Origin of the sequence: Acidaminobacter sp. (assembly GCF_030247605.1) — a bacterium.
GTDB lineage: Bacteria > Bacillota > Clostridia > Peptostreptococcales > Acidaminobacteraceae > Acidaminobacter.
The window spans coordinates 1-17,943 of sequence record NZ_JAOTSB010000047.1 but is presented as its reverse complement, the minus strand read 5'-3'; the positions used below and the strand labels follow the sequence as shown (position 1 = coordinate 17,943).

The window sequence follows — 17,943 nt, the reverse complement described above, 5'->3', positions numbered from 1 at the left end:
GTACTCGAGTACTATATGATTAAAAGTTAAATAACCAATAATTGCAAATGATAAAAAAATGAGAAGGAGCTTTTCACGGTTAGTTAGTCTCATCAGCGGTCGCTCCCTTCACGCTTAAGGTCATTGAAAAGTCATAAAATCCGGCTTCTGTATTGACTATATTTCTGACAAGCAGATTCTCAAATTTTCCGGTATTTCTTAAATTGTATTCCAGTTCTGCAATAGCTGGCTTATTTGTGGCAGAACCGGAAATTTGAATTGCTTGATCAATGGTAAGTGACAAATTTTTGACTTCAAGATCCTTTGGAACCGTACTCATTAGACTGAATAAAAATGATTCATCCAGCCACTCCTGTTCTGTTAGTGCCACATCTATTGATTTCAGAATATCCAGTCTGGTTTTTCCATCAACAATACCCGCACGCAATTCATCTGCTACAGCAAGCAATGAATAATTAGGATTCTCCAGGACTTCTGTCTCAAGCACTTGAATTTCTGAGTCAAGCATAAAGCTCTTGATCAAATTATACACTGGCAAGGCTGCAATTAGGACCACAAGCAGTGCAATTATCAATGGATAGTTCACATAATTTGCATTGCTGTTTTTTTTATTTCGATCCACAAAAGGTTCAAAGAAGTTATAATCTCTCATTATTTTCGCCCCCTATCGTCGGATCATGGCACCAAGCGCATTGACAAATGGCGTCATAGTCTTGGAGGAGGAATTTTGAATAGAAACATTTGAAATTTGACGAATTTTGGTAGTTGGAATACTAAACGCATCCTGCAGATACTTATCAAGTCCCTCCATTTTTGAAGTCCCACCATACAAGTAAATTTTGTCAATAGCGTTTCCGGCGCTGCGTGTTGTATAAAATTTGAAAACTCTCTCAATTTCATTGATCCAGGAATCAACAACATTTTTTACAATATTGCGAACCCTCATAGTCTCCTCATCCTGCAAAAGAAGCTGAGCTTCTTCTTGATTGAAGACTTCGCTAATATCAACAAGCGCAATTTTCTTTTCTTCTGCTTCGTGTTTAGTGTAATCCAGAAAACTGATAAGACTCTGGTCTATTGCCTCAGATCCTTGAGAAATGAGCCTGTTAAATTTATATTGACCTTTGTCGAACATCACTACATTGATGTGACTAACTCCTAAATCTATAACTGCAATGGATTTCGAAACGATATCTGTATCACCGTTAAATAAGAATCCGTTTTGCAGCAATTTATCTACTGCATTAGACTGTAAATCTAAAACATGGGCGTTAAGATCTACCGAGTGCATCAAATCAAAAAAACTTCTTGCCATTTCCTTTGGCATAGCCGCTGCGAGAAGTCTGGTTTTTTTTATGTTATCCTCCTCAAAAGTTTCAATAATCTTGGATTGCACAATGTAATCATTCATTTCTATTGGCATATACTGTTGAACTTCAAATTCCAGCATTTTGCTTAATTGTTCTTCGCTAATAGAGGGCAACGTAATTTCTCTTGTGATAATTTCGTTGTTTTCAACAGAACAGATCACGTAAGAGGGTTTAATTTTTTCGTTTTTTAAAAATTCTTTTAAATGGGTCTTCATCAATTCAAAGTCAATTATTCTTCCTTTTTCATAACTTCCAAACGGCGTTGGAAATTCAATGGCACGTTCAATAGTCATGGACAACTTGCCTACTTTTCCAAGGACGATTTTTGTCGTATGCTGACCAAAATCAATTGACAATATCTCTTTTCCGAGTAGTTTAATTTCTTTTGATTTTTTCACGGTGCCGCCCCCTTTAATATACAGATAGAGTCAAATACCAAGTCACAAGTTCATTTCCAAAAATTGAGGTTAAATATGCAGCCAGTGCTATGAAAGGACCAAAGGGAATCGCTTCCTTTCTGCCTTTGATTCTAAATGCGAGCAGTGCTACAGAGATCAGAGCGCCGCTGACAAACGAGAGCATCATGAGAAGCAGCAGGTGCTGCCAGCCAAACCAGAGTCCTAGGACCGCCATCAGCTTAATGTCGCCGCCGCCCATGCCGCCATTGGAGACGACTGCTATGAGCAAAAATAGTCCACCGCCGAGGAGAAAACCGATCCCTCTGGGAATCAGGGCTGAGAAGCCCAGATTAGGCACAATGACTGCGGCAAGGTATAAGACACCAATGATTCCCAGGATCAAAGTCAATCCATCCGGAATAATCTGAAGATCATAGTCGATCATGGTCATGACAATCAGTATGAAAGTCATAATGGCAAAGAAAGCAAAGGAAAGATTTAATCCAATACGGTGAAACTGATAGGTGACAAGGAGTGCTGTCATCAGCTCCACCATAGGGTATCTCGCGGAGATCTTCTCGCCGCAGGTACGGCATTTCCCGCCAAGGGCAATGTAACTGAAAAGTGGGATCAGCTCATAGGCTTTGAGCCTCGTGTCACAGCTGGTACAGTGGGATCCCGGGAAAACTATGGACATCTCTCTGGGGATCCTATAGATGCAGACATTCAGAAAGGACCCAACCAGAAGACTGTATACGAAAACGAGGATGTAGAGCGCGATTTCCAAGGGAACCTCCTAATAAAATTAAGATTATGACACTCTATGCTTGCTTATTCCCATTTTTGACCGTTCTAATTAAAAAATCATATAAAAGTATAAATGATTTTTTTAACAGTGTCGAAAACGGCTTTTTTTGAAGGAAATAAAGTTTGTCACGATTAATGTCAAGTTTTAACTTATATTCGCTTTTTATTCCCAATTTCCTTTTTAATTAACATGAAAACAATAATATTTTTCTTGAAAATCAAATAAATTTACTCGTTATGAGAAGGTTTAAGGAAAATATAGGAACGAAGTGACTGTTCTCCATTTTTAAGAAGTTTTTCATTATTATTTACAAGTTGTTAAATGTCAAAAAAATACCTGAAAGTCAGCTCTTTAGCGGACTTTACCTCATTATAGAACAATATGAACAAAATACAAGGCCTTTTTATTTAATAAATCCATAATATTATGTAAAAAGCTATAAGCAACATAAAACCTCCTATAGAAAATTTCTATAGGAGGTTGGGTTAAAAATTGAACGTTCAAATAATTATAACGTCGTTTGATTATGTTAATACTGCTTATTTTACTGATATTTGTCAGAAATAACTTGGCGAACTTTGGAGACCATGATGTCTATGGCGACCTTGTTATAGCCGCCTTCCGGGATGATCAAATCCGCATATTTTTTCATAGGTTCAATGAATTGGTCGTGGGCAGGCTTGACGGTGGTCAGGTATTGTTTGATGACCGCATCCAGCGTTCTGCCCCGCTCTTCGATATCTCGTACTATGCGGCGGATGATTCGGACATCCGCATCTGTATCCACGAAAATTTTGATATCCATGAGTTCTCGAAGGCGTCTGTCCTCCAGAATCATGATGCCCTCCAGGATGATGATGTCCTTAGGTTCAATTTTGACAGTCTCTTTGATGCGGTTGTGAATGGAGAAATCATACTGTGGCTGATGAATCGACTTGCCCTCCAACAGGCTCTTCAGCTGTTCGATCAACAGATCGTTGTCAAAGGCAAGTGGATGATCGTAATTGGTTTTGACACGGTCTTCAAAGCTGAGACTGGACTGATCTTTGTAATACGCGTCTTGCATGATAATGGCGATGTTCTTTTCAGGCAGAGACTCGAAAATCGCTCTCGCCACGGTGCTTTTACCGGAACCTGTACCCCCTGCAATGCCAATCAGAATCGGTCGACTCATGACCACTCAGTCCCCTTCCCTTTCACGTCTTAGAATATCCAGCGGCTGAACCGGCTCGGCCATCTTCATTTTCAAAATCATTTGAGCGTGGGGCGCGCTGTCGATAGGCTCGTCCTTCTCATTCAGCATGATTTCAATTTTTTGACGATAGTCGCCATTTGCCTGCCTCATGACTTCGATCTCTTCGCCAATCAGCATGCGGTTTCTCTGTTCAATGGTGGCCAGTTTGGTCTGGGGATCGTAGTCCCGGACAACGCCCACAAAATCATAACCCCTGACATAGCTGGAATTGTGATAGAGCTGATCGTTTTTGTCCGGCTTATCAAAGAAGAAGCCGGTGGTAAATTCGCGGTGGCTGGCCTTTTGAATTTCCTTCAGATCCTCCGGAACGAACTTGTAATTTTCTGGATCCGCGTAATAGCGGTCGATGGCGCGTCTGTAGACTCTAATGATATTCGCGACGTAATAGATGCTCTTCATGCGGCCTTCAATTTTGAGGCTGACGAGACCGGATTGAATCAGCTCCGGAATGTAGCCAATCATACAGAGGTCCTTGGAATTGAAGAAAAAGGTGCCTTGATCTGTTTCTTCAACGGGATAAAATTCATTGGGGCGCTTCTCTTCCACGAGCCTGTATTTCCATCTGCAGGCCTGGGCGCAGTCTCCGCGGTTGGCGTCGCGATCTGCCATGTAATTGGACAGCAGACATCTGCCGGAATAGGAAATACACATGGCGCCATGGATGAAGGATTCAAATTCCAGATCCTCCGGAGATTTTGAGATCGTCTCTTCAATTTCTTTGAAGGAGAGTTCCCTCGCCAGAATGACTCTGGAGACACCTTGGGCGTGCCAGAACCTGGCACTCATGAAGTTTGTATTGTTGGCCTGAGTACTCAGGTGGATTTCATAGTTAGGCAGTTTTTCCCTGACCATCATCATAGTGCCGGGATCCGACAGAATGAGGGCATCAAAAGGGATCTTGCCAATGTCCTCAATGTAGGCATCCAGCAGCGCTAAATCCTCATTGTGTGGAATGATGTTGAGGGTCAGATAAACCTTCTTGCCGCGTTCATGGGCATAGGCAACGCCCGCCTGCATCTCCTCAAAGGAGAAGTTTTTGGCGCTGGCGCGAAGGCCAAAGGTTTGCCCGCCAATATAAACGGCATCTGCGCCGTAATGAAGGGCAAATTTGAGTTTTTCCAGGTCGCCGGCCGGGGCGAGGAGTTCGGGTTTTTTTTGCATGGGGATTTTCCTTTCTTGCGGCGTGGGGATGGGGTACGATGGATGCGAAGTGACTGTTTTAAAGGGGGGTGACAGGCACCAATAGACTGACTTTGGCCTATTGGTGCCTGTCACCCTTATTTAACTTCAACAGTGGGGATGGGGTGCGTTACGTGTTAAGTGATTTATTCTAAGAGGGTGACAGGTAACGAAGTTACCTGTCACCGCACCGGCGTTACTCCCTCAACAAAGCTACTTTCGCGAAAGACTCACTGCAAAACCATCCCCAATTGGGACCAAAGAGGTAATAAAGTCCTCATGAGCCATCAGATAGGCTAAATAGGCTTTTAAATTCTTCGCAATGGTCTTGAAGCGCTTGTCTACGGGTTGGTCGTCGGCGATCAGGCCTCTGAATAGAACGTTGTCAGAGATGACCAGAGCGCCAGGGGCCAGCATAGGGGTTACCAAGTCAAAATAGGTTTTATAGTGGCTTTTGGCGGCGTCTATGAAAACGAGGTCATACAAGTCAGAAGGCTTTAAGTGTTTTAAAACCTCCGCGGCATCCCCTTCCAGCTGCTCAAAGACGACGTTCGTCTTTGCATTTTCAAAAGTGGTCTTTGCAAGTTCTAACATCTCAGGGCTTTTTTCAATGGTTGTGATCTTGCCTTCACCCATTGCTATGGCCATTCTGACGGCGGAGTAACCAATAGCAGTTCCAATTTCAAGGACGTGCTTAGGCTTTTTCATAGCCGTCAGGAGCTCCAGAAGCTGAGCGCTTTCTGGCTGAAGGATGGGCACCCGGTGCTCTGCGGCGTAGGCTTCCAGGCTTTTAAGAAATGGATCATGAGTAGGTGTTAAAGTCTGCAGCGCCGCAACCAGTGCGGGATTCACTATATTCTCCCCCGCCCCCATCAGTTCTGCTTGCTCCGTTCAATGGCCTGGAGATGCTCATCGTAGGTCTTTGAGAAATAATGAGATCCGTCTCCCAAATTGGTGGTGACGAAGTAGAAATACTCGGTAGCCGCCGGATACAAGGCAGCTTTAATGGAGCGTTCACCTGGAGACGCAATAGGCGCCGGCGGGAGGCCCGGGTACTTGTAGGTATTGTATGGGTTGTCTATAGCGATATCCGCGTTGGAAAGCACTTCCTTGCGCTCGCCCAGGATGTACTGAACGGTGGCGCAGGACTGCAGGGCCATTTTGGTCTGAATGCGGTTATAGAATACGCCTGCAACAACAGGCCGCTCATCATGGACCATAGCTTCGCGCTCAACAATGGAGGCCATGGTAATGACCTCGCGGACGGTTAGGCCTAAGCTTTCCGCCTGAGTGTAATACTCGGCTTTGAATACCTCATCGAACTTCTTCAGCATGGCATCTATAATGTCGTGCTCGGAGGTCCCAACGTCAAAGGTATAGGTTGCCGGGAATAAAAAGCCTTCCAGATTGGTATCACGGTCTTCGGGTGACAGAAATTTGTAGTCGAAGTCACCGGTTCGGAGTTCTTTGTAGAACAGGTCTTTGTCAATGTGACCATCGGCAGACAAGCGCTCTGCGATCTGGACGACTTCAAAGCCTTCCGGGACGACCACTTTGAAGGTATTTCGGTAGACTTCGCCACCGGAAACGACTTTAACTACCTCCTCAACGGACATGGCTTTCGAGAACTGATACTGCCCTGCTTGAAGCGCCGCGGCGGCGTCCATGTCTTTGACCTTTTTGACAAAGGCGTCCGCGCTGCGGATCAGCCCTTCGGATTCCAGCAAGGCCCCAATGGACTTTGCGGTGGAACCGGAGGGGATCTCGATAATCACGGCGTCCGTCGCCCCAGGGTCCACTGCCGTGAAGTCCTGTTCGGACACGCAGCCTGTAAAGACCAGCATGGCGATTATTATTAGAAACAGGTTCAAATATTTTCTTATTTGCACTTTAACACCTCGCAGCGCGAATAGCGCTCACACAAAGACAAACCCAGCCAAACCTGTGCAGGCGTACTGATCCTGAAAAGGCGTGCTAAGTTTGTCTGTGATTGCCCAAACGACCGTATGAATTTACCTTTTATTGGCTTTTTTCAAGTTCCATGACGTCGCTGAGGATCTTGGAGACATCCTGCATCATCAGCGTAAAACGCATCTCAGCGCTGATAAAGTCGCGGGCCAGGGGATCAATGGAGGCAACCTCCACGAGCTTTTGGAGCTGTTTCATTTCAAACTCAGAGGGCTGCTCCCCCATCATCTGTTTCTTTTGAAGCTCAAACTGTTTCCCATGGAAATCATCGATCATCTTCTTGACCGGTTCAGAGGTCTTGACCGACGCTTCCATTTGCTTGTAAACCTTGTATTCCTGGCTGTCTCTGATAGCACGCGCCAGGTTGTTTGCAGCGTCATAAACGTTCATGGCTGTGCCTCCTTGGAAGCTTTTAGACTTCAATGATGACCGGCAGGATCATAGGACTTCTGCGGGTCTTTTCATAGAGATAGCTGCGCAGGGCGTCGCGGATGGAGGACTTGAGTCCGGTCCAGTCTCTGACGTTTTGAGCGATCGCCTTGTTCAGCGTGTTGACAATAGTGTCTCTCGCGCCGTTCATGAGTTCTTCGGATTCTCTGACGTAGACAAAGCCTCTGGAGATAATGTCCGGCGCGTTGACCATCTCGCCTGTATCCTTGCGGATCGCGACGACGACGATCATAAGGCCGTCCTCTGCCAGGTGCTTACGGTCTCTGAGAACCACGTTGCCGACATCCCCAACGCCGAGGCCGTCAATCATGACGTTGCCGCTTGGAACCGGCTTGCCGAACTTAGCATGCAGTCTGGAGAACTCGAGGGTATCACCGGTGCGCATAATGAAGATGTTTTCACCGGGAACACCCATTTCCTCTGCCATTTGTGCATGGCGTCTGAGGTGGTTGTACTCCCCATGGAATGGCACGAAGAATTTTGGTTTGACAAGCGCGTGGATCAGCTTAAGCTCACCCTCGCAGGCGTGACCGGAGGTATGGACGTCTGCCAGCTCGTTGTAGATGACGTTGGCACCCTTCTCATACAGCAGGTTGATGATTCTGGTGACACTCTTTTCATTGCCAGGAATTGGCGATGACGACAGGACGACCAGGTCACCCTGTCTGATTTCCACCTGACGATGCTCGTTGGTGGCCATTCTGGACAGGCCGCTCATAGGCTCGCCCTGGCTGCCTGTGGTGATGATGGTGATCTCGTTGTCCGGATAACGGTCAATGTCCTTGAGGTCAATGAGGGTATCTTCAGCGACTGCGAGATAGCCAAGCTCCATGGCCACAGAGGTTACATTGAGCATGCTCCGACCCGCGAAGGCGACCTTGCGGCCGTTGGCCATAGCGGAGTTGATGACCTGCTGGACTCTGTGGACGTTGGAGGAAAACGATGCGACAATGATTCTGCCCTCGCAGTGGTGGAAGATCTCGTCGAAGGTCTCCCCAACGTTGCGCTCGCTCATGGTGAAGCCGGGACGCTCGACGTTGGTGCTGTCCGCGAACAGCGCCAGGACGCCCTCTGCGCCCAATTGCGCAAAGCGGGCAAGGTCGGTCATTTTGCCGTCAATAGGCGTAAAATCGACTTTGAAGTCGCCGGTTTGAATAATAGTGCCCACCGGTGTTTTGATGGCAAGGCTGAAAGCGTCCGGGATGGAGTGGCTCACGTGGATGAACTCGATCTCGAAAGCGCCAAGCTCAATTTTGTCGCCGGCTTTGACTATGGCTTTGGTATGCTTCCCAAGGTTTTTGTGCTCCTTGAGTTTGTTTTCAATGAGGCCCATAGTCAGCTTGGAGCCGACCATGTGAATGCCGGAAATCTGCTTCAGAACATAAGGCGTCGCGCCTATGTGGTCCTCGTGGCCGTGGGTGTAGATCAGGCCGCGGATCTTGTCCTGATGCTTCTTTAAAAATGTGATGTCAGGGATGACAATGTCGATACCGAGCATGTCGTCATCCGGGAAAGCGAGACCAGCGTCAACCACAATGATGTCGTCCTCGTATTGATAGGCCGTCATATTTTTGCCGATCTCATTCATTCCGCCTAAAGGCATGACCTTCAGATGGGGCGTTTTTACCATAAATTTCACCTGTTCCTTTTTCTTTGTTTGTTCCTAATATTGATAATTAAAAGAGAGACCTTGTATATAGTAAATCACAAGGTCTTTTTGCAGCTGCTGCAATAACCTATGAACTTGAGCCGGTGATCTGTGATCTTGAAATCATAATCCTTTTCGATACGCTTTTCCAGATCTTCGAGCAGGTCCTCCACTTCAATGATCAGACCGCATTTGCGGCATATCAGGTGGTGGTGCTGGTGGTCGTCTTCACAGCTGCAGAGCTCATAGCGGACGCAGCCGTCCTCGAAGTTGATCTTCGAAAGGACCTTGAGATCGCTCAGGAGCATCAGAGTTCTGTAAACCGTGGCAAGCCCAATATCAGAGCGGCGCTTCCTCACGATGTCATAAACTTCCTCGGTGCTTAAGTGATGCCCGGGGTTTTCAAGAATCGTTTCAAGGATAGCCTTACGCTGTGGCGTGAGCTTGTAGCCCTTCTCCTTCAATTGATCCTTCAAGGCATCGATGGATTGTTCCATAGTTCACTTCACCTCACTGGTTTAGGTGTAGATTGTCTGACCCACTCGGGACCACAGTGGATCCCGAGTAGGTTCAGGGCTTATTAGTGCTTGATTTCTTCGATTTCGATCTCGTCGTCTTCGTCTTCGTCAACTTCCATTTCCTCGATGAGATCTTCGTAGGCAGCCGCAACCGCTTCGAACTCTTCGTCATCCAGGACGGTTTCCATGATTTCGTTGCCGTCTTCATCCACGACAATTTTGAAAATAACCGCTTCTTCAGAGCCGTCCAGCGGGAGCATGACGGCGTATTCGCTGCCTTCGACTTCCATAGTCACAATGACTTCAAATTCAACGTCGTTGCCATCTTCATCCGTTAATACAATGATACGATCCTCTTCCATGTCAAATCACCTCATATTTTTTTGGTGGTCCATATAATTCTGTAAAATAAAGACAGCTGCGACGGTATCAACAATCTGTCTGCGGTTCTCCCTGCGCATATCCACCTCAATTAAGGCGCGCTGCGCAGAGGCGGTAGTCAGCCGTTCATCCCAGAAGACAATCTCTACAGTCTTCCCTACCATTCTATCAGAATACTTGAGTTTTTTTTCTAATTTTTGTGCAAAACCTTGAGTTTTTTCGCCTTGCGGGCCCAAGGTGCCGTTCATGTTGAGCGGCAGACCTATGACAATTTTGATGATGTTGTTTTCCAGGATCAGCTCGACCAGGCGGTCAATGTCCTCTTTCAGGGAGACGCGGCGAATGGTTTCTTTGGGCTGAGCGGTGAGGCCAAGACCATCAGAGATTGCTATGCCGATGGTCCTGTCACCCACATCCAGACCCATAATTTTTTCCGGAGTTAAATTTAAAATATCAAATCACCTTCAGACAGAATTCTGGGCACACCGCGCTGCAATAGCCGCACAGGACACACTTGTCGTGGTCGACGACGGCGCGGGCACCGGTTGGTGCGAAAAGCGGATCCTTCATCACTTTGATGGCCTGCTGCTGGCAGCGCCGCTCACAGTTGCCGCAGGCGGTACACCAGTCGTGGACCAGCAAGTGGCGTTCTTTTTGGTTCAGCTTACTTTGGATCTCAGGTGGGATGGGCCTTGATTCGAAGAGCGCCAAGTTGGCGTCGATCTCTTCAAAGGACTGCATTCCGACGGCAATGGCGTCCAGATCCGGGTTTCCGAGGAGAAAATCAATGGCCTCCTTGGGCGTCTGGATCAGGTGTCCACCGGCCAGGGGCTTCATGGTGAAGACGTCACCATCGGCAAATCTCGTTTTAAAGGCATGGATAGCTGCCAGCATATCCTGCACGGTCCCATCCTGGATGCCGATCCCCTTCAGGTTGAGAATGGGATGGATGATGTCGAGCTCGGGGACCTTGACGGCGGCGTTGACGGCAACCACAAAATGGGTGGACAGACCAACGGCTCTCAGGACGCCCTTTTGCTTTTGCTCCAGAAAATAGTCCAGTGCCTCTCTGTGGCCCCGAAGGGTGTGGGCGCTTTCCTGTTCGTGGAGCATAAACAAGTCGAGGTAGTCTGTCCCAAGGGACTCAAGGGCGTGGTTCAGACTGGCCTCGGCTGTTTTGAAATCATAGGCATAGGATTTCGTGGATATGACGTAGTCCCGGCGCGGAATGGCCTTCAGGGCCTCGCGGATGTGGGGATAGGTGCCGTAGAGTTCGGCGGTGTCAACGAAATTGACACCGCGCTCATAGGCATAGACGAGAAGGTCGCCGCCGGCCTTAGGTGAAAGGTCGCGCTGGAGGGGCCCCATGGTGAGGGAGCCGAAGGCCATGCGGGACACCTCAAGACCGGTGCGGCCAAGGGTAACTCGTTTCACTGGCTTTTTCCTGACTACTCGACGTTGTGGTCGAGGTAGAATTTGAGGAGTTCTTCGAGAATCTCGTCGCGCTCCACCCTGCGGATCACTTTGCGGGCGTCATTGTGCGTCGTGATGTACGTAGGGTCGCCTGAAAGCAGATAACCGATCATCTGGTTGATTGGATGATACCCCTTTTCCTTCAGAGCGCCATAGACATACTTGAGAATCTCCTTGCGCTCGTCCGATTGCTGCTGATCTACGTTGAATTTCATGGTTTTATCCATAACACAACCCCCTTGACACGGTTATACCCAATTTTGGGTCGAAACTACTCATAGAAACGTGGATTTGAAGAAAATTTGGGAGGAAATTGGGCGGTGGGTGGAAGTTGGGTGTCAGCGGCTGAAGCCTGTCGACCCCTGCTTCCACTTATTAAGCTTCGAGAACCTCGATCGCCTTCTTGACTGCTGCTTCCACCTTGGACGGGTCTTTGCCGCCAGCTTGTGCCATATGCGGTGTGCCGCCACCGCCGCCGCCTGCGACTTTGGCGACTTCTTTGATGATGTTGCCGGCGTGGGCGCCAAGGGCAATGGCACCTGGCGCAGCCATGACGACGAAGAGTGCCTTGTCCCCGCTTGGAGTGCCAAGGACGACTACAGCGTTCTCAAGCTTGTCTTTGAGGCGGTCGCCAATGTCTTTGAGCATGTCGCTGTCGGCACCATCAATTTTAGCGGTGACCACGTTCATGCCTTTGATATTTTTAGCGCCTGCGATGAGCTCATCAATAGAGCCCGCTGCCAGTTTGTTTTTGAGTTCCTGGAGCTCTCTCTGGAGGGTCTTGTGCTCTTCCATGAGGTTCTCAGCTTTTTTGATGAGGTCATGCTGAGGGGTCTTCAGGACTTCGGAGGTCTTTTCGACCTGGTTCTCGAGTTTTTTGTAGAGAGCATAGAAGCCTCGGCCGGTGACAGCTTCGATTCTGCGGACGCCGGCTGCGACGCCGCCCTCTGAGGTGATCTTCAGGGCGCTGACTTTGGACGTGTTATCAAGATGCGTGCCGCCGCAGAGCTCGATGCTGTAGTCCCCTGCCTTGACGACGCGGACGACATCGCCATACTTTTCACCGAAGAGCGCGGTGGCGCCCATCTCCTTGGCTTCCTTGATGGAGCTGTAGAAGGTATCGACTACGTGCGGCGCGAAGATCTGAGCGTTGACCTGATCCTCAACAGCCTTGACTTCTTCCGGTGTCAGGTGCTGGAAGTGGGTGAAGTCGAAGCGGAGTTTATGCGGATCCACGAGAGAGCCAGCCTGGTCGACGTGTGCGCCCAGGACCGAGCGCAGCGCTTTGTGGAGAAGGTGGGTCGCCGTGTGGTTTCTGGCGGTGTCGAGCCGGAGATTCTGGTCGACTTTGGCCGTCAGGGTCTGACCCCGTGTGAGCGTGCCTTTTTCCAGTTCGCCTACGTGGACGATCATGCCGCCGGTGCCCTTTTTCGTGTCGTGGACGTTGAAAACGGCGCCGTCATCGCTTGTGATAACGCCTTTGTCGCCGACCTGGCCGCCGCCTTCAGGGTAGAACGGGGTCTCCCGGAGGACGAGGCGGGCTTTGATTGGAGCGTTGTCGACAGTGAGACCATCGGCTAATTCCTGCTCTGTGGAGATGGCGAGGAGCTCCGCGGTAAGTTCCAGGGTGTCATAGCCTTTAAAAGTGCTGGTGACTGCCGATGGCAGCGCGCTCAGCGGATCGCCTTCCCAGCCAAGCTCGTCGGCGTCGCCGCGGGCGGAACGGGCACGCTCGCGCTGAAGCTCCATCTCGTTCAGGAAGCCATCGTTGTCGACGGTGAAGCCCTTCTCTTCGAGGATCTCTTTAGTGAGGTCCAGCGGGAAGCCGTAGGTGTCATAGAGGCGGAACGCCTTGTCGCCGGTGAGAATGGTGTCGCCTGCTTCTTCCATAGCGGCAATATCTGCCTGGAGAATGCTGAGGCCTTGGTCGAGAGTCTGTTGGAAGCGCTCTTCCTCGATCTCAATGATCTTCTTGATGTAGTCATGGCGCTGCTCGAGCTCAGGGTAAGCTTCTTTGGAGACGGCGACCACGGTATTGGAGAGGTCGGCCAGGAAGCTGCCCTTGATGCCCAGGAGCTTGCCATGGCGGGCGGCGCGTCTGAGGAGACGTCTGAGGACGTAGCCGCGGCCTTCGTTGTTTGGCAGGATCCCGTCCGAGACCATGAAGGTGACAGCGCGAATGTGGTCGGTGATGATGCGGATGGAGACGTCGTTGGCTCTCAGGACGCCAAACTTTTTGCCGGAGACTTCTTCGACGCGCTCTAGGATGGCCTTGATAGTGTCGACGTCAAAGATAGAGTCGACGCCCTGCAGGATGCACGCAATGCGCTCGAGGCCCATGCCGGTGTCGATGTTTTTCTTGTCGAGGAGGTGGTACTCGCCGTTTTCGTCTCTGTTGAACTGGGTGAAAACGTGGTTCCAGAACTCGAGGTAGCGGTCGCAGTCGCAGCCGGGCTTGCAGTCCGGTGCGCCGCATCCGTAGACCGGGCCGCGGTCGAAGTAAATTTCTGAGCAAGGGCCGCATGGGCCGGTGCCGATTTCCCAGAAGTTGTCCTTTTTGCCCAGGCGGACGAGGCGCTCTTCGGGGAGCTTGATGACGTCGCGCCAGATGGCGTAGGCTTCGTCGTCATCTTCAAACACGGTGCCCCAGAGGAGGTTCGGGTCCATTTCGAGCCATTCAGTGACGAATTCCCAGCCCCACTTGAGTGATTCTTCTTTGAAGTATTCGCCAAAGGAGAAGTTGCCGAGCATTTCGAAGAAGGTCGCGTGGCGGGCGGTGTGGCCAATATTTTCAATGTCGCCGGTGCGGATGCACTTTTGGCAGGTGGCCATGCGCACGTTAGGCGGCGTTTCTGCGCCTGTGAAGTAGTTTTTCAGCGGGGCCATGCCGGCGTTGATGAGCAGGAGGCTTTTGTCCTGCTGGGGAACCAGGGAATAACTGGATTCGACGGTGTGGCCTTTGCTTTCGAAGAAGTCGAGGAATTGCTGTCTGATTTCGTTGAGACCGAGATTTTTCATGGGTGATTTCAGTCCTTTCGATGGGAGTTGGGGGTGCATAGTGTGGAGAAAATGGATTGTATTGTGCGCAATTTAATTTGATGAAATTCTGTTGAATGATGTTTAAATTGATTTCTTGAGTCTGATGCTGCGAAACTCTTTGTATACAAGACTCACGGCAACAAAAAAGACGTCAGATTGGATCAGGGACGAGCGACTTTTGTGCCCGCGGTACCACCCTGATTATCCCCTTCTGAAGCAAGTGAGCCTAAGCGCCCACTACTATAAGGGAATCTCTCTGAAGTCTTGAAAAACGTCGCGGATAACGCCCGCGTGGCGCCGGGTTTTGGCCGGTGCTCCGGAGTAGCATAGACGTCAGGTGCAGCGCTTTCAGCGGTTGGCTGCTCTCTGTCTTGGGGCGACGTTTAATTCTCCATCATTGCGGTTTCAGTATGAAGTGAAGTGGTTCCAAGTTAACACTATAGCGTATTGTAGCATAATTGAGAATGGTTTGCAAGATGTTTGTAAGTTAGAGGGTACACATTCCATATTTATCATTTAACCCCAGTGCACTTTGATCCTTTACGGTTTTACTGTGACCCATTTACTCTTGAATCAGCAATTTCATATACTTTCTGATCTTCTCTGACTGAGATTACAATAATCAACATAATTGAATCTGTTCGAATGACTTTATATACAACTCTAATTCCTAAATTCACAAGCTTTATTTTTTGTAAACCAGCAAGTCTGATATTTGAGTGATTGGATAAAGGTTTCCCATATCCTCCTTCACTTGTTGGCAACGGATTCGTGGAGACTTTTTCAATTGCTTTGAGTACTTGCAGCTTCTGTGAATGATCCAATTTTTTCAAATCTTTGACTGCGTCATTCAAATACTCAATTCTCCAACACATTATTCAATTTCCACCTCAATGTCTAATAATTCTTTTGTATCAATACCAAGTGATTCCATAACTAATGAGTGACTTTTAACATTTGTGAAATCAGTGCTAGATAATCTCTTTTCTGCTTCCATGAGCAAATTATAATTCTCAATCATTTCCACAATTTCATTATATTCTTCTGGCGAAATCAGAACACAGGCGGGTTTATTGTTTTTTACCACTATTTTTATGCCATCTTGATGGACTTCTTCGAAAATTTTATTTGCTTCACCTTTATTGAAACGTGTGATTGGAATAATCGAATTCAGCAAATTTTTAACAGTTGTATGATCGAACATTGATTACACCTCCTTAGCGATAATTGAAGATTATATAATCATCATACTTTCGAAAAGATATATTGTCAAATATATCGTTAAATATAACAAATTATAAATAGTTATATTTAACATTCTATTAAATCGTTACAATTTTAACCCATAGTAGAGATGTGAGACGTGTTGATTTTGGAGTTCTGCGACCATCGGCAGGGTTCCCCAGGGTTCGAATCCAAAGGATTCGAGGAGGGCGATGCTGGGGGTGTTGCATTCGAGGAGGATGGCGACGAGGTTTTTGTAGCCGAGGTGGTGGGCGGCGTGGAGGGTGTGGTGGACGAGGTGGGTGGCGACACCTCGGCGGTGGGCAGAGAAGTCGACGTAGTAGCTGATTTCGGCGATGGACCGGAGGGCTTCGCGGCCTGAGCGGTAGGGCGACAGATAGGCGTAGCCGAGGACCTGCCCTTCTGACTCGTAGACGAAGAGCGGGCAGCGGTCGGTTTGGTGGTCGTTGAACCAGGCGAGGCGGTCTTCGGGAGTGAACGGTGTGGTGTCGCAGGTGCAGCTGAAGGTTTCGATAGCCTGGTTGTAGATGTCGGTGAGACGTGGCAGGTCTGACGGGACGGCGGTGCGGATTTGAGCGATGGGGTTTGTATGGTTTTTGGTCATGGGTTCTCCCCTTTTCTGAGTATTAATGGTTCTATATGGATGGGTCTTATATGGGCAGGTCTGACCCCGGCTGCGTCAAGTTTGTACACGAGAGTCTGAACTAATTAGATCTGCGGATGCGCCTATTGACCCCGAATGTTCACTCATGTGTTGGTTGTGGGTCTGACCCCAATGGGTTTTTGTTGGTTCATTAATAAGATTATAATATAAGTAAGGGTAAGTATGGAAAGGTTTTGCTGGTGTAGGTCTTGAGGTTAGGGTGAAAATTGGGGATGATGAAATGGAATGAGGTTTGCTGCGTTCAAAGATGGATTAGGTGTTTTTCACTTAGGTGGAGGGAGCGATTTTGGTGTTGGACAATAAGAAATTGTTGGATTTTGCTCAGAAAGCAGTTCAGACTGTTAGTTTTACTAATGAAGAAGGTCCTTTAGCGTCGCTGGTTCTTGAGGAGATGAAGGCGCTGGGGTTTGATGAGGCATTTATAGATTCCACCGGGAACGTGGTGGGACGAATTGGCAATGGTCCGGTGGTCATTCAATTCGACTCCCATATGGATACGGTTGAAGTGCATGACGCGGAAGATTGGACCCACCCGCCCTTTTCCGGTGTTATTGCTGATGGCTATCTTTGGGGCCGCGGCAGCGTGGACATGAAGTCGGCACTCTGTGCCAGTGTATATGCAGCCGCTCTGGCTCGGGATCTGGGGTACCTGGAGGGCAAGACGGTCTATGTGACAGGGACAGTGTGTGAGGAATACTGTGATGGGGAGAATTTAAAGCATCTCTATGCGGAATTGTCTCTGCGGCCGGATTTTTGCGTGATTTGTGAACCCAGCGACAATTTGATTGTGCTCGGTCATAAAGGCAAGGCTCAGATGCGGATTAAGACCCATGGAGTCTCTGCCCACGGTTCAGCGCCGGAGAAAGGTGTTAATGCAGTTTACGAGATGGCGGAGATCATTTCGAGAGTGGACGCACTGAATAAGTCGTTATTCAAGGCAGATGAGGCACACGGGACGGTGGTTCTTTCGGATATTTCGTCGGTCAGCGTGTCGCTGAACGCTGTGCCGAGTGAGTGCAGCATTTATCTGGATAGAAGACTTGCGGTTGGGGAGACTTTGGAGCAGGTTGCATCAGAGATGGAGGGGCTTATTGACGAAAAGCGCGCTTCATGGGAGGTCGGGACCCTGTATCATACGACCTGGACCGGGAAACCTTTGGTTTACGAGCCAATGCATAACCCTTGGAAGATTGAGAAGGATCATAGTTTGACCCAGGCAATGATTCGGGCGGTTGAAACTGTGAGTGGAACTGTGGTTGAGAAATTTGATTTTTGGGATTTTGGGACGAATGCCATCACACCAGTCGCCATGGGGATTCCATGCATTGGATTTGGTCCCGGTGAGTACAAGCTGGCCCACATGGTGAACGAGCGCTGCGCCGTGAAGCAGATTGAAGAGGCGTGTTTGGTGTATTGTGAATTGATTAAATAACCGCGCACACCCGTGACTTCAGTCGTGGGTTAGCGGTGCCTTATGTATAGTTATGAATTAAATTGTAAGCCTTCAAATTACTTTGTTACAACATAACCATATGTTATAATAGTAC

19 protein-coding genes are annotated in these 17,943 nt (G+C 48.6%); 1 reads left to right on the top strand and 18 read right to left on the bottom strand.

All coding sequences use genetic code 11. The annotated features are described in order from the left end of the window. Positions 1–79 precede the first annotated feature (79 nt). The 18 genes from OEL90_RS14510 to OEL90_RS14425 form a co-directional block, all read right to left on the bottom strand. A complete protein-coding gene (locus tag OEL90_RS14510) occupies positions 80–652 on the bottom strand; it encodes a PilN domain-containing protein (protein WP_300689753.1) in 573 nt (190 codons plus the stop codon). Positions 653–664: 12 nt separating this feature from the next. After that, complete coding sequence (pilM, locus tag OEL90_RS14505) at positions 665–1,768, bottom strand: type IV pilus assembly protein PilM (protein WP_300689751.1); 1,104 nt, start codon at positions 1,766–1,768, stop codon at positions 665–667. 13 nt (positions 1,769–1,781) lie between these two features. Then, positions 1,782–2,555 carry a prepilin peptidase gene (locus OEL90_RS14500; RefSeq protein WP_300689748.1) on the bottom strand — a complete coding sequence of 258 codons (774 nt, stop codon included), beginning with the start codon at positions 2,553–2,555 and terminating at the stop codon, positions 1,782–1,784. Positions 2,556–3,120: 565 nt separating this feature from the next. Further along, entirely contained in the window at positions 3,121–3,750 is a 630-nt protein-coding gene (gene udk / locus OEL90_RS14495; RefSeq protein ID WP_291402534.1) for a uridine kinase, read from the bottom strand. 6 nt (positions 3,751–3,756) lie between these two features. After that, complete coding sequence (locus OEL90_RS14490; RefSeq protein ID WP_291402532.1) at positions 3,757–4,992, bottom strand: peptidase U32 family protein; 1,236 nt, start codon at positions 4,990–4,992, stop codon at positions 3,757–3,759. A gap of 231 nt (positions 4,993–5,223) precedes the next feature. Beyond that, entirely contained in the window at positions 5,224–5,862 is a 639-nt protein-coding gene (locus tag OEL90_RS14485; protein WP_291402530.1) for an O-methyltransferase, read from the bottom strand. A 20-nt stretch (positions 5,863–5,882) separates the two neighbouring features. Beyond that, the gene (gene mltG, locus OEL90_RS14480; protein WP_300689743.1) at positions 5,883–6,899 is read right to left on the bottom strand and encodes an endolytic transglycosylase MltG; all 1,017 of its coding nucleotides are present in this window, start codon (positions 6,897–6,899) and stop codon (positions 5,883–5,885) included. Positions 6,900–7,029: 130 nt separating this feature from the next. Then, positions 7,030–7,368: a YlbF family regulator gene (locus OEL90_RS14475; RefSeq protein WP_300689740.1), complete on the bottom strand. Its 339-nt coding sequence runs from the start codon at positions 7,366–7,368 to the stop codon at positions 7,030–7,032. Between the two features lie 22 nt (positions 7,369–7,390). Further along, complete coding sequence (locus OEL90_RS14470; protein WP_300689738.1) at positions 7,391–9,058, bottom strand: ribonuclease J; 1,668 nt, start codon at positions 9,056–9,058, stop codon at positions 7,391–7,393. A gap of 74 nt (positions 9,059–9,132) precedes the next feature. Beyond that, a complete protein-coding gene (locus tag OEL90_RS14465; RefSeq protein ID WP_300689735.1) occupies positions 9,133–9,573 on the bottom strand; it encodes a Fur family transcriptional regulator in 441 nt (146 codons plus the stop codon). Positions 9,574–9,656: 83 nt separating this feature from the next. Next, positions 9,657–9,956 (bottom strand): DUF1292 domain-containing protein, encoded by a 300-nt coding sequence (locus OEL90_RS14460; protein ID WP_291402521.1) that lies wholly within the window; start codon positions 9,954–9,956, stop codon positions 9,657–9,659. A gap of 6 nt (positions 9,957–9,962) precedes the next feature. Next, positions 9,963–10,400, bottom strand: a complete 438-nt coding sequence (gene ruvX, locus OEL90_RS14455) for a Holliday junction resolvase RuvX (RefSeq protein WP_291402519.1) — start codon at positions 10,398–10,400, stop codon at positions 9,963–9,965. A gap of 28 nt (positions 10,401–10,428) precedes the next feature. After that, positions 10,429–11,409: an aldo/keto reductase gene (locus OEL90_RS14450; RefSeq protein ID WP_291402517.1), complete on the bottom strand. Its 981-nt coding sequence runs from the start codon at positions 11,407–11,409 to the stop codon at positions 10,429–10,431. 14 nt (positions 11,410–11,423) lie between these two features. Then, positions 11,424–11,675, bottom strand: a complete 252-nt coding sequence (locus OEL90_RS14445; protein WP_291402515.1) for an IreB family regulatory phosphoprotein — start codon at positions 11,673–11,675, stop codon at positions 11,424–11,426. Between the two features lie 148 nt (positions 11,676–11,823). Beyond that, positions 11,824–14,466, bottom strand: coding sequence for an alanine--tRNA ligase (alaS, locus tag OEL90_RS14440; protein ID WP_300689730.1), 2,643 nt, complete (start codon positions 14,464–14,466; stop codon positions 11,824–11,826). A 569-nt stretch (positions 14,467–15,035) separates the two neighbouring features. Further along, positions 15,036–15,341, bottom strand: coding sequence for a type II toxin-antitoxin system RelE/ParE family toxin (locus OEL90_RS14435; protein WP_307731041.1), 306 nt, complete (start codon positions 15,339–15,341; stop codon positions 15,036–15,038). 20 nt (positions 15,342–15,361) lie between these two features. Continuing rightward, complete coding sequence (locus OEL90_RS14430; RefSeq protein ID WP_291402509.1) at positions 15,362–15,691, bottom strand: type II toxin-antitoxin system Phd/YefM family antitoxin; 330 nt, start codon at positions 15,689–15,691, stop codon at positions 15,362–15,364. 126 nt (positions 15,692–15,817) lie between these two features. Next, complete coding sequence (locus tag OEL90_RS14425; RefSeq protein WP_300689729.1) at positions 15,818–16,336, bottom strand: GNAT family N-acetyltransferase; 519 nt, start codon at positions 16,334–16,336, stop codon at positions 15,818–15,820. A 349-nt stretch (positions 16,337–16,685) separates the two neighbouring features. Between OEL90_RS14425 and OEL90_RS14420 the strand changes: the two genes are divergently transcribed. After that, entirely contained in the window at positions 16,686–17,828 is a 1,143-nt protein-coding gene (locus tag OEL90_RS14420; protein WP_300689756.1) for a YgeY family selenium metabolism-linked hydrolase, read from the top strand. Positions 17,829–17,943 lie beyond the last annotated feature (115 nt).